General features: G+C 61.6%; 12 protein-coding genes and 1 riboswitch. Of the genes, 9 read left to right on the top strand and 3 right to left on the bottom strand.

The annotated features are described in order from the left end of the window. Positions 1-92: 92 nt before the first annotated feature. A riboswitch (cobalamin riboswitch) is annotated at positions 93-285 on the bottom strand. Positions 286-334: 49 nt separating this feature from the next. The 3 genes from fabD to FMF02_RS09975 all read left to right on the top strand — a co-directional run bounded on the left by fabD (position 335) and on the right by FMF02_RS09975 (position 3,215). After that, positions 335-1,216, top strand: a complete 882-nt coding sequence (gene fabD, locus FMF02_RS09985; protein ID WP_019129935.1) for an ACP S-malonyltransferase — start codon at positions 335-337, stop codon at positions 1,214-1,216. Between the two features lie 177 nt (positions 1,217-1,393). Further along, on the top strand, positions 1,394-2,623 hold the full coding sequence (locus tag FMF02_RS09980; protein WP_019129936.1) for an ROK family transcriptional regulator: 1,230 nt from the start codon (positions 1,394-1,396) through the stop codon (positions 2,621-2,623). Positions 2,624-2,696: 73 nt separating this feature from the next. Then, the gene (locus FMF02_RS09975) at positions 2,697-3,215 is read left to right on the top strand and encodes a GNAT family N-acetyltransferase (protein WP_141413039.1); all 519 of its coding nucleotides are present in this window, start codon (positions 2,697-2,699) and stop codon (positions 3,213-3,215) included. 43 nt (positions 3,216-3,258) lie between these two features. Here FMF02_RS09975 and FMF02_RS09970 read toward each other — a convergent pair whose 3' ends face one another. Both FMF02_RS09970 and FMF02_RS09965 read right to left on the bottom strand, forming a co-directional pair. Continuing rightward, complete coding sequence (locus FMF02_RS09970) at positions 3,259-3,720, bottom strand: inorganic pyrophosphatase (RefSeq protein WP_229090184.1); 462 nt, start codon at positions 3,718-3,720, stop codon at positions 3,259-3,261. Beyond that, the gene (locus tag FMF02_RS09965; protein ID WP_141413038.1) at positions 3,668-5,032 is read right to left on the bottom strand and encodes a DNA recombination protein RmuC; all 1,365 of its coding nucleotides are present in this window, start codon (positions 5,030-5,032) and stop codon (positions 3,668-3,670) included. Before FMF02_RS09965 ends, FMF02_RS09970 begins: the two co-directional genes overlap by 53 nt. 335 nt (positions 5,033-5,367) lie before the next feature. Here FMF02_RS09965 and rpe point away from each other — a divergent pair, with 335 nt between their 5' ends. Then, entirely contained in the window at positions 5,368-6,018 is a 651-nt protein-coding gene (gene rpe, locus FMF02_RS09960; RefSeq protein WP_141413037.1) for a ribulose-phosphate 3-epimerase, read from the top strand. 59 nt (positions 6,019-6,077) lie between these two features. Here rpe and FMF02_RS09955 read toward each other — a convergent pair whose 3' ends face one another. After that, positions 6,078-6,641, bottom strand: coding sequence for an HD domain-containing protein (locus FMF02_RS09955; RefSeq protein WP_019129941.1), 564 nt, complete (start codon positions 6,639-6,641; stop codon positions 6,078-6,080). Between the two features lie 59 nt (positions 6,642-6,700). Here FMF02_RS09955 and FMF02_RS09950 point away from each other — a divergent pair, with 59 nt between their 5' ends. From FMF02_RS09950 to FMF02_RS09930, 5 genes are all read left to right on the top strand, one after another. Further along, on the top strand, positions 6,701-6,940 hold the full coding sequence (locus FMF02_RS09950) for a hypothetical protein (RefSeq protein WP_141413036.1): 240 nt from the start codon (positions 6,701-6,703) through the stop codon (positions 6,938-6,940). Between the two features lie 619 nt (positions 6,941-7,559). Next, positions 7,560-9,488: a ribosomal protection-like ABC-F family protein gene (gene abc-f, locus FMF02_RS09945; protein ID WP_019129942.1), complete on the top strand. Its 1,929-nt coding sequence runs from the start codon at positions 7,560-7,562 to the stop codon at positions 9,486-9,488. 7 nt (positions 9,489-9,495) lie between these two features. After that, on the top strand, positions 9,496-10,080 hold the full coding sequence (locus FMF02_RS09940) for a flavodoxin family protein (protein WP_141413035.1): 585 nt from the start codon (positions 9,496-9,498) through the stop codon (positions 10,078-10,080). A gap of 9 nt (positions 10,081-10,089) precedes the next feature. Next, entirely contained in the window at positions 10,090-10,833 is a 744-nt protein-coding gene (gene rlmB / locus FMF02_RS09935; protein ID WP_019129944.1) for a 23S rRNA (guanosine(2251)-2'-O)-methyltransferase RlmB, read from the top strand. A 37-nt stretch (positions 10,834-10,870) separates the two neighbouring features. Next, complete coding sequence (locus tag FMF02_RS09930; RefSeq protein ID WP_141413034.1) at positions 10,871-12,646, top strand: DUF4153 domain-containing protein; 1,776 nt, start codon at positions 10,871-10,873, stop codon at positions 12,644-12,646. Position 12,647 lies beyond the last annotated feature (1 nt).

Genomic DNA, 12,647 nt, shown 5'->3' with positions numbered 1-12,647 from the left:
TCGGACAGCGAACACCGAAGGGCGTCACACCCCTTCATAACGTATCGGCGGTCGAATATCGTCTGTCACTCGCAGGCGGCATCCGTCCCTTTTCGGGAAAGAGGTCGAAGGCAGGTCTTCTGACTCGTCGCCGGACGGCGCCTTCCCGACATGCGGTCAGTGGCTTCATGCCGTCCGAAAAAAATGGACTCACAGCAGCGGGACTGTTGCAGATTTTCACTGCATTCCCTTTTGATCCTATGGAAAGGCGGACTTCCCTGCGGAACCTTCGCGTTGCAAAAGTAGGAAAAAAATTCTATCTTTGCGCCCGTTAACGCTAAAATCAGACAAAACGATGAAACACGCGTATGTTTTTCCGGGTCAGGGAGCTCAGGCCGTCGGCATGGGCAAAGACCTCTACGATAACGTTCCCGAGGCCAAAGCGCTTTTCGAGCAGGCCAACGAAATCCTCGGCTTCCGCATCACCGACATCATGTTCGCCGGCACGCCCGACGAATTGAAGCAGACCAAGGTGACGCAGCCCGCCGTCTTCCTCCACTCGGTCATTCTGGCCAAGGCGCTGGGCGTCGGGCCCGACATGGTAGCCGGCCACTCGCTGGGCGAATTCTCGGCACTGGTCGTAGCCGGAGCCCTCTCGTTCGAGGACGGCCTGCGCCTGGTATCGAAGCGCGCCCTGGCCATGCAGGCCGCCTGCGAGGCGCAGCCGGGTACGATGGCCGCCATTCTGGGCCTTGCCGACGAAGTGGTCGAACAGGCTTGTGCCGAAACCGACGGCGTGGTCGTGGCCGCCAACTACAACTGCCCGGGGCAGCTCGTGATTTCGGGCGCCGTCGAAGCGGTCGACGCCGCCTGCGAGAAACTCAAAGCCGCAGGCGCACGCCGCGCCCTGCGCCTGCCCGTCGGCGGGGCGTTCCACTCGCCGCTGATGGAGCCCGCACGCGCCGAACTGGCCGAGGCGATCGCCGAAGCGCCGATCCATACGCCCGTCTGCCCGATCTATCAGAACGTAGACGCCAAACCCCGGACCGATCCGGCCGTTATCCGCGAGAACCTCATCGCCCAGCTCACGGCTCCCGTCCGCTGGACCCAGATCGTGCGGAACATGCTCGCCGACGGCGCGACGGAGTTCACCGAACTCGGCCCCGGCAACGTGCTCCAAGGCCTTATCAAGAAGGTCAACGCCGAAGCCGCCGCCGAGTCCCGCTCGACGCTCTGAGTTCCGGCGCCGCATCCATATTACAAAAAGAACCGTTTGTATATCAAACGGTTCTTTTTTTACATCGAAAATAAACGCCACGGATTCTTAAAAAATTTCAAATATTCTTCCGTTTTTAAAAATAAAGTTTATATATTTGCAGAAAATAGCAAAAGACTATCGGAACATCTTCTTCCCATGACATCGTTAACAGAATTTTTCAACAAACACGAAGATGACGCGCTCAAAGGCATTTCGCACAAGAACAGCATCATCAAACGGAACATTATCGCCCACATGGCCGTCAACGGCGAATGCACGCTTTCGGAGCTGACCAAGCAGCTGCATATCTCCGTGCCGACCATCACCAAACTGGTACAGGAACTCGTCGAGGAGAACATCGTCACCGACAACGGCAAGGTGGAGACCCCCGGCGGACGGCGGCCCAACATCTACGGCCTGGCCAACTCCGCGATCTACTTCGTCGGCGTCAACGTCGGCCGCGATTTCATGGGCTATGTGGTCACCGATCTGCAAAACAACATCATTCTGGAACAAATGGACCCCACGTTCGAACTTCTCGACCGGCCGCAATGCCTCGACCGCATCTGCACCAACATCGAGGAGTTCGTATCCTCGTGCGGGGTGGATCGCGGCAAGATCCTCGGTCTGGGCGTCTGCATGACGGGCCGCGTGAATCCGACCACGGGCCGCAGCTACAAATATTTCACTTCGAGCGAGGAGTCGATGCGCGAAATCATCGAAGAGCGGGTCGGTATCCGCACCCTCTTCGAGAACGACACCCGCGCACGCTGCTATGCGGAGTACAGCTGCGGCAAGGCGAAGGACGAGAACGACATGCTCTACCTGCATCTGGGCCGCGGTATCGCCATCGGCATCGTCATGGAGGGCAAACTCTACTACGGCAAGAGCGGCTTCGCGGGCGAATTCGGCCACATCCCCTTCTTCGACAACGAGAAGATCTGCGCCTGCGGCAAGAAAGGCTGCCTGGAAACCGAGGTGTCGGGTATCGCCATCGAGGAGAAAATCTGCTCGCTCATCGAGAAGGGCGTCAACACCATCCTGCGCGAAAAGTACGACCGCAAGGAGCCGATCCACATCGACGACATCATCGCCGCAGCGAAGAACGACGACAACCTCTCGATCGAGCTGATCGAGGAGGCGGGCGAGAAGATCGGCAAGGCCGTCGCCTTTCTCATCAACATCTTCAACCCCGAGACGGTGATCGTCGGCGGCAACATGGCCGCAGCGGGCGACTACATCATGCTGCCGTTGAAGTCCTCGACCAACAAGTATTCGCTCAACCTCGTCTACAAGGATACGAAGTTCCGCCTCTCGAAACTCAACGAGAACGCCAATGCATGGGGCGTAGCGATGCTGATCCGCAATCAGGTCATCGGCCTCTGAACATAAGATTCATCCGCGGAGACTCGCAAAAGGCGATTTCTGTCGTTGCGGGTCTCCGCTTTTTCATCGATCCATGTCTCTCGAAGGAGAACTCACGCGCCTGCGCGCACTCGAAGCCGAAGACGTCGACCTGCTCTACGTGTGGGAGAACGACCCAGCCGTGTGGGGCGTCAGCGGAACGCTCGCGCCCTTTTCGCGGCACACGCTCAGGCGTTTCCTCGACGAACAGCGCTTCGACCTCTACGCCGCACGGCAGTTGCGGCTGGTCGTCGAGACACTCGACGGCCGCGCCGTAGGACTGGTCGACCTCTTCGAGTTCGAACCCGTCGACCTGCGCGCCGGCATCGGCATCCTGATCCACGGCGCCGGCGACCGTGGACGCGGGTTCGCATCGGATGCGCTGGACGTACTCTGCCGCTATGCACGGCAGGTGCTCGGCCTGCATCAACTGTGGTGCAGCGTGGCGCCCGACAACGCCGCCAGCCTCACCCTCTTCCGCCGTGCGGGATTCGTCGAGTGCGGCCGCAAGCGGGAATGGCGCCGCACGCCCGACGGCTGGGCCGACGAACTGCTGCTGCAAAAAATCTTTTGATTTACCTGCTGAAACCCCGCTGTCCGAAAGTGCGGGCAGCCCGCTACGGCTTTTTGCGCCGCAGAATCCGCACCGCCGAGAGCGGCGTGCGGTAAAAACGCCGGATCACGGCACAATCGCCGGCCGTACAGCCGACGAGAATTTTCAGTTCGGCGTCGTGCTTCACCAGATCGACCGTACAGAGCGCACCGGTCACCTGCCGACGGGGATCGCTGCCGATCCAGACATCGATCCCCTCGCTGTCGGCCGAAGTTGTCCCTTTCAGATAGCCGTAATCCAGTTCGTAGACGAACTCCGGGAAATCGGGATGATGCGAACCGCGCGGACGGTCGACGACGATCTCCGCCCCGCCGACCAGCGCGTCGAGCGCCTCCCAGAACGAAACGGCACCGTCCGCGAACGCCGCACGCACCCCGTCTCTATCCGAACCGTACATTCCGCCGCCCATCGTATCACTGCCGGTCATGTCCGCCGTCGCCTGCCGCCGGCAGCTCCTCCTCGGCATCCAGTCCGTCCGTTTCGTCCAACAACCGCCGCGAAGGACGTTTCGCGGTCGGAAGCCCCAACCGACGCAGCCGTTCGCCCGTACGGACGATGTTGTTGTTGCCCGTGTGGAGCCGCTTGTAGGCGTCGTCATATTTGGCGCGCGCCAGGTCGAGCGCCTGCCCCACCCCTTCGAGCGATGCGGCGAAGGCCACGAACTGCTCGTAGAGCGTCGTGCCGTATTTGATGATCTGCTCCTGGTTGCGCGACTGCTCGTTGCGCCGCCACAGGTCGTCGACGAGTTTCAGCAGCGCGAAGAGGTTCGTAGGCGACGAAATGATGACCTTACGCTCGTAGGCGTCGCTCCAGATGGCGCTGTCATGCTGCATGGCCGCCAGGAAGGCCGGTTCGTTGGGAATGAACATGATGACGAAGTCGGGCGACTCCAACAACCGCTGGTACTCCTTGCGGCTCAGTTCGTTCACATGCTGCCGCACCGACGCGACGTGCGCCGCCAGATAACGCGTCCGCGCAGCCTCCTCCTCGGCACCGACCCACTCCACGTAGGCCGTGAGCGAGACCTTCGAGTCGATGACGATGCGTTTGCCTTCGGGCAGGTACAACACCACGTCGGGGCGCTGGTTATTGCCCTCGTCGTCCTTGATCGTCACCTGACAGTCGTAATGCACGCCGCGGATAAGGTTCGAATTGTCGAGAATCGTCGCCAGGATCATCTCACCCCAGTCGCCCTGCACCTTGGAATTCCCTTTGAGGGCGTTGGTCAGATTGGTCGTCTCGGCCGTGATGCGGCGGTTGAGCTCCATGAGGTTCTTCAATTCACCCTTCAACTCGCCGTGCTGCTCGCGTTCGGTCGAATAGATCTGCTCGACGCGCGTGCGGAAATCGGCGATATTCTCTTTGAAAGGTTTCAGCAGCAGGTCGAGCGCTTCGCGGTTCGTCTCCTTGAAATGGCGCGTCTGTTCGCTCAGAATATCGTTGGCGAGGTTGCGGAACTGCACGCGCAACAACTCCTCGGCCTGCTCCCGCTCGGCTTTGCCCTCCCTGATCTTGCGTTCCAGCGCCTCGGCTGCCGCTTCGGCTTTGGTGCGCGCTTCGATCAGCGTGCGGATCTCGGCTTCGGCCCGCTCGCGCGCCGCGCGCGACTCCCGTTCGGACGCGGCCAGCCGCTCTTCCGCTTCGGCGGCGTGCCGTTCGGCGACCTCGCGCGCCGTAGCGGCATCGGCCGCAACCGTTTTCGCCCGCGACCACGATACGACGGCTGCAATGCAACCGCCGCCCGCCGCCGCGGCAATCAGAATCAACAGTGTCTCCATACGAAGGCAAATGTACGAAATCGGATGCGTTCCGGCAAGCGTTCGCCCCCGAAGAAATTAAAAATCGGAACCATCCGCATCATCCGTCACGAAGAAACACGGAAACGCCTGCACACAGCAGCGCTTCCGCGCCGCGCGGGCCGAGACCTTCGCGTACGGAGGCCGCCATTTCGGCCGGCGGCACAGACACTCCCGCTCGGCAATGTCCAAATAAATTTGACATTGCCCTCGCTTATTCGTATCTTTGCAAAAACAAAACTCCGGCGAAGACGGGCAGCATCCCGCAATCGTTTGCGCACACGGCTCGGCACGGTCTTCGTTCCAATAATTCGACTATGCAACGCATTATCGCCCCCTCCATGCTTTCGGCCGATTTCGGCCACCTCGACCGCGACACGCGGATGATCGACAAAAGTGCCGCCCAATGGATACATATCGACGTAATGGACGGCGTCTTCGTTCCCAACATCTCGTTCGGATTCCCCGTCCTGAAATTCATCCGGCAGGCGACGACCAAACCGCTCGACGTACACCTGATGATCGTCGAACCCGAACGCTACGTCAAGCGCTTCGTCGAAGCGGGCTCCGACATCGTGACGTTTCACTACGAAGCCACCAACGCCGCACACCGCTGCATCGACGAAATCCACGCCGCAGGGGCGCGGGCCGGCATCTCGATCAAGCCGGCCACCTCGGTCGAAGTGCTGCGCGACCTGCTGCCGTCGCTCGACTTGGTGCTCGTGATGAGCGTCGAACCGGGCTTCGGCGGACAAAAGTTCATGGACGGCGCACTGGGTAAGATCGCACAGTTGCGGCGCACGATCGACGAAGCGGGCTTGTCGACGCTGATCGAGGTCGACGGCGGCATCTCGGCGCACAACGCCCGCCTGCTCTTCGATACGGGCGCCGATGTACTGGTAGCGGGCAACGCCGTCTTCGGCGCCGACGATCCCAAGACCGAAATCGAACGGATGCTCGACGTATGAAACGGCGGCGTGGCGCACGGTGTTCCGTGCGCCACGCCGCATTTCACGACCGCAAACCGTCATTTTTCCAGATGCCGGAGGGTGTCGGCGTCGAGCAGGCCGCGCAAACGTTGCAGCATCTCGTCCGCACGGAACCACTCCGCCCCGTACCCCAGATTGAATTCGTAGTCGAAACCGGAAGGGTTCTGCCCTTGATTGTGTTGCAGAATGGTTTCGGCCTTGTCCAGCGCCTTCACCAACTTCGCTTCGGGCGTCCGGCACGCCTCGTACTCCTCCCACACTCCGCGCAGCTCCCGTCCCGCCCCTTCGGGCAGGCAACCGGCCAACCGCTCCACGGCCGCGCGTTCCACGCGCTCCTTCGCAGCGGGATCGCCCTGCGCTACGGCCGGTATGTCCCCGTCGTAGGTCTCGCCCAAATCGTGTACCAGCGCGAGTTGCAGCACCCGCAGCCGGTCCAGCCGCGGATATTCGCCGCACAGCACCATCGCAAGCAACGCGAGCCGCCACGAGTGTTCGGCCGTGCTTTCGCGCCGCCCGCTCGTCGTCCAGGCAGTCCGCTCGACCGATTTGAGCCGTTCGACCTCGCGGATAAAGCGCAAATATTTTTCAAGACGATCTTCCATTCCAGACGAATTATTCGAGGCACGAAGATACGAATAAGCGGGGGCAAAAGCAAACCCGTTTGCGTTTTGCCGAGCGGGAGTATCTAAGAGGCAACCGAAAATACGAAAAAGTTTGGGAAGCAAATAATCTATGGCTGCGCGGAGCGCACAACAAACGCCGCATTGCAGCGGAGGAGGAAACGGATCGGAAAGTTTATCTTCTCTTAAAATTCTTTTCCTTATGCTTTTGGCTTGATCCAAAAGCACCGAAAGATCAAGCACGGCGAAAAGTAGCGGGTGTCGACACCCGCGCTCGCTGAGCGGGCACAAAAGACTCCGCTGTTTTGCACTCCCGCTCCGGGCGCTCGCGCCGATGACGTCACTTCATCCGCTATTTTCGCAGTGCAATCCCGCAGGCCGTAGATCTGCCATGTACGGACGCAAACAAATAATCTCAGTTGCGCGCAGCGCACAACAGACTCCGCATTGCGAAAAAACGGGAAGAAGAACGGGCGGCGGATGCGCCGTCGAAAACGCGGGCGCGAGCTTGCCGAGTAGCGTTTTAGGTGCATCCGGCGGCCGTTCCCCGAGCTTTTCGCCTGGCGGACACTTTTGGTGCCACCTTTTGGTGTCAAAAGGTGGTAAAAACTGCTGCTCGCAGGAAACGCCGAATCGGAGGTGCGGGATGCTTCCCGAAGTAAGAATCGATTTTTTCTGCGGAAGAAGTGCATTTCCGCAGGCCGGAACCCGCTAAAATACGATTTTAAAAGATTCGCTCTTCGGTCAAAACCCGAAGAGCCGCAGCCCGCACTCCGGAAACAGCCCTGCCGCACGGTAAAAATCCGGCCGCAAACCGATATATCGGATTAAATTCGTTACCTTTGTCGTCGGAATCGCGCACGTGCGCGACACAACCAAGTTTTACCCTGTTCGTCATCCATGATTTCGCTCGATAATCTCACGGTAAGTTACGGCGGCTGGACGCTGTTCGATAATATCTCGTTTCTGATCAATCCCAAAGACCGCATCGGTCTGGTGGGCAAAAACGGCGCGGGCAAAACCACACTGCTCAAACTCATCGTCGGCGAGCAGCAGCCCACGTCGGGCGCGGTCTCCAAAAACGGCGAATGCACGGTGGGCTACCTGCCGCAGCAGATGAAGGTCGCCGACACGACGACGCTCGTCGAGGAGACGGCATCGGCCTTCAAAGAGGTGCTGGCGCTCGAAGCCGAAATCGCCGCCCTGACACGCGAAATCGCCGAGCGCACCGACTACGAATCGCCCGCCTACGAAGCGTTGCTGCACCGGTTGAACGACGCGCAGGATCACTACCACATCCTCGGCGGCGAGACGCGCGACGCCGACATCGAAAAGACGCTGCTGGGACTGGGTTTCAAGCGGTCGGATTTCGGCCGCGCCACCTCCGAGTTCTCTGGCGGCTGGCGCATGCGCATCGAGCTGGCCAAACTGCTGCTGCGACGCCCCTCGATCTTCCTGCTGGACGAACCGACCAACCATCTGGACATCGAGTCGATCCAGTGGTTGGAGGAGTATCTGAAAAGCTACAACGGCGCCGTGCTCGTCATTTCGCACGACCGCGCCTTTCTGGACAACGTCACCACACGCACCGTCGAACTGTCGCTGGGCAAGATCTACGACTACAAGGTGCCCTACTCGAAATACGTCGTGCTGCGCGCCGAACGGCGTGCGCAACAGCTGGCCGCCTACGAGAACCAGCAGCGGATGATCGAGAAGACCGAAGAGTTCATCGAGAAGTTCCGCTACAAGCCCACCAAGTCGAACCAGGTGCAGTCGCGCATCAAACAGCTCGAACGCATCGAGCGCATCGAGGTCGACGAGGAGGACGCCGCCACGCTCAACATCAAGTTTCCGCCCGCGCCCCGCTCGGGACAGATCGTGGCCGAAGTGAAGGAAGCCGGCATGTCGTTCGGGGCGAAACACGTCTTCTCGGGCGCCGACTTCACCATCGAACGCGGGCAGAAGATCGCGCTCGTGGGCCGCAACGGCGAGGGCAAGACGACCTTCGCGCGAATGCTCATCGGCCAGCTCGCGCCGACCGAAGGGTCGATCCGGCTGGGCGCCAACGTCCGCGTCGGGTACTACGCCCAGAATCAGGACGACCTGATGGAGGGCGAATTCACCGTCTACGACACGCTCGACCGCGTGGCCGTGGGCGACATCCGCACCCGCCTGCGCGACATCCTGGGCGCCTTCCTCTTCCGCGGCGAAGAGGTCGACAAGAAGGTCAAGGTGCTCTCGGGCGGCGAACGCTCGCGGCTGGCCATGGCGCGCCTGATGCTCGAACCCTATAATCTGCTGGTGCTCGACGAGCCGACGAACCACATGGACATGCGCTCGAAGGACATCCTCAAACGCGCCTTGCAGAAATACGACGGCACGGTGGTGGTCGTTTCGCACGACCGCGAGTTCCTGGACGGTATCGTCGACAAGGTCTACGAGTTCCGCGACGGCGGTGTGAAGGAGTACCTGGGCGGCATCTACTACTTCCTCGAAAAGCGCAAGCTCGATTCGCTGCGCGACGTCGAGCGCAAGGAGGCGCCCGCACCCGCCGCCGCACCGAAAACCGAGGCGCCGAAGCTGACCTACGAGCAGAAAAAAGAGCAGGAGAAGCTGCTGCGCAAACTGCGCCGTGCCGTCGAAAGCATCGAGACGGAGTTGGCCGAAACGGAACGGCGGATCGCCGATTACGATGCCCGCTTCGCCGCCGCGACCGCCTACGACGAAGCCGACTACAAGGCCTACGACGACCTCAAAGCGCACTACGACCACCTGATGCACGAGTGGGAGAAGGCCTCCTACGAACTCGAAATCACCGAAAACGGCTGACCTCCCGATGAACGTACTGCTGCTCAATGCATCGCCCCGCCCCGCGGGGATCGTCTCGCAGGCGCTCGACGCAGCGGCCTCGACGGCCCGGCAGGCCGGAGCGGAAACGGTCAAGGCCGAGCTCTACCGTGCGCCGATCGCCCCCTGCACGGGATGTATGCGCTGCCGCGCGACCGGCGTCTGTCCGCTGCCGCACGATGCGGCGCACGAGTTGGGCGAAGCGATCCGCCGCGCCGACCTGCTCGTCGTCGGGACACCGACCTACTGGGGCGGGATGGCCGCGCGGCTGAAACTGCTCTTCGAACGGCTCGTGCCGGTCTTCATGGGCGAATCCCCGCGCGGAATTCCGCAGCCGCGTCTCAAAGGGCGGCAGGCCGTCGTCATCGCCGCCTGCACCACGCCGTGGCCCTTCAATCTGCTCTTCCGCCAGAGCCGGGGCGCCGTGCGCAGCGTGCGCGAAGTGCTCTCGACGGGAGGCATGCGCATCCGCTCGGTCGAGATCGCAGGCACCAAAGCGCTCGACGGTCATCTGCCCGAAGCCGCCAGACGCAAAATCGAACGGCTCGTGGAGCGGGTCCTGAAAACGAAATGACATTACGCTATGGATAACAACCTGATTTTCGGCATCCGCCCCGTGGTGGAGGCCATCGAAGCCGGACGAGAGATCGAAAAACTCTACATCCGCAAAGGCGCCGAAGGGCAGCTGATGACCGAGCTGCGCGACCTCTGCCTGCGCCACCGCGTGCGCGTGCAGGAGGTGCCCGTCGAGAAGCTCAACCGGCTCGTACGCGGCAATCACCAGGGCGTCGTGGCGCAGATCGCCGCGATCGCATACGTGCAGCTCGACGATATCCTCGAACGTGTCCCCGACGACGAGACGCCGCTGGTGGTGGTCTTCGACGGCGTGACCGACGTGCGCAACTTCGGCGCGATCGCCCGCTCGGCCGAGTGCGCCGGCGCGCACGGGCTCATCGCGCCGCTCAAAAATTCCGCACCGGTCAACGCCGAAGCGATCCGAGCATCGGCCGGCGCGCTCACGACGATCCCCGTCTGCCGCGTCGGCTCGATCCGCAACACGCTCAAAACGTTGCAGGCCGAAGGGTTCCAGGTGGTCGCCGCCACCGAAAAGAGCCGCAAACTGCTCTACGACGCCGACCTGCGTCGTCCGACCGCGCTCGTAATGGGCGCCGAGGAGACCGGTATCTCGAAGGAGGTGCTCAAACTCTGCGACGAACGACTGGCCATTCCGCTCATCGGCCGCATCGAATCGCTCAACGTCTCGGCCGCTGCGGCCGTGATGCTGTTCGAAGTCGTCCGCCAACGCATCGGCGCAGCGACCGAGTGAACCCTCGTCCGGAAACACCCCTAAATCCGCAATAACCATGAACCGCCTGAAAAAATTCCTGACCGACACGGCCGACTCGCTGCTGCGGGTCGCCCTGCGCTATCCCGTCGAGGCAGCGCTCTGCATCTACGCCTGTATCTTCGGCGCGATCCAGATCGAATGGAGTTTCGACTACCATATGCTGCTCGCGGCCGACGGCGCCGCCACCGAAATGCGGCAGCTGCCCCACGGCGTCTTCACGATGCTGCCGCTGACGATGCTCGCGACGCTCATTGTCCACACGCTCGTCGGCCGGGCCTCGCGGGCATGGCGCACGCTCTACCTGCTGGTACCGCTGCTGCTGACGATCGCCTCGTGGCTGCTGGGCAAGGAGTGGTTCGGAACGAGCCGGTTCTTCATCACCTCGGCCGTTCTCGCGCCGCTCGGACTGCTCATGGCCCGCCGCACCCTGCCCAACGGCCCGTTCGTACGACAAACGTTGGGATACATTCGCGCTGCGGCCGTCGGCGGGATCTTCGCGCTGACGGCCATGCTCTCCGCGATGGCCATCTACCACTCGGTCATCTACATCTTCAATATCCCGGCGTCATGGGAAGTCCGTAATCTCGTCGACTCCTACATCGTCCTCTTCTCGTGGGCTCTGCTCTGGCCCCTGACCGCATTGGCTCGACTCGACGGCTACCTGTCGGATGAACCGCAGGGCACGAAAACGACCGACACGCTGCTCAACTGGATTCTCGCGCCGGCGCTGCTCGTCTACGCGGCGATCCTCTACCTCTACTGCCTGCAAATCCTCTTCACGTGGTCGCTGCCCAAAGGGGGCGTCGCCTATCTGGTCTTCGGCTTCACGATGGCCCTGTTCACGGTCAAGGCATTGCAGGAACTCGTCGTGCAGCGGCGCTACGACTGGTTTTTCGACCGCATCAGCATCTTCGCGCTGCCGCCGCTCGTGCTCTTCTGGGCCGGCGTCATGCAGCGCGTCGGCGACTACGGTCTGACCGACTGGCGCGTCTACCTCATCGTCTGCGGCGCGATCATGACCGCAGCCGTCGCACTCTTCGCCGCACGCCGCACCGGACGTTACTACTACATCGCCGCAACGGCCTTCGTCCTCTTCTTCCTGACGGCCTACATTCCCCGCTTCTCGGCCACGGCGTTCTCGCTGCGGTCGCAGACCGCGCGCGCCGAGCGGCTGGCCGGCCAAACGGGGCTGCTCGACGAATCCGGCCGACTCGATCTGTCCCGCATCGACGAACGCGACACGGCGCAGCTCAAACGTTATCGCGAGCTCTACGCCTCGCTCGACTACCTCGACGACCACGATACGCTGCTGCTGGCCGACCGCTTCGGCATCGCCCGCTCCCGCGAACTCCTCGGCCGCTTTCATAGCGACCGGATCAGAGACTATATCCAGTGGGGCTACGAACTCGATACCGCCGAAGCGGCAGCCCTCACAAGCTCCTACTCGAACTCGGAACTCCGTGCACCGCTCCGCATCGACGGCTACCGGTACTGCTACGCCCCCGTCTCCTTCTCCTACAACAACGGAAGCTCGCGTTATACAACCTCGGGCGACACGCTGCGGCTCTACCTGCCCGACGGACGGGAGCTTTTCCGCCGTTCGTTCGACGAGCTGTTCACGGAACGTTGCGACCAGCTACTCTACTGGCCCGACGACGAGCCGCTCTACACGGCCGACAACCTCTTGTTCTACCGCACCGATTCGCTGCTCATCTCGTTCAGCTGGGCCGAGGTATCGCGCGGGAAGCACCGTTATGTCGCTCTGAACGTCGACAAATTCTATACGAAATAGC

The sequence above is a fragment of the Alistipes communis genome (assembly GCF_006542665.1).
Lineage (GTDB): Bacteria > Bacteroidota > Bacteroidia > Bacteroidales > Rikenellaceae > Alistipes > Alistipes communis.
This window is presented reverse-complemented; position numbering and strand designations above follow the sequence as displayed.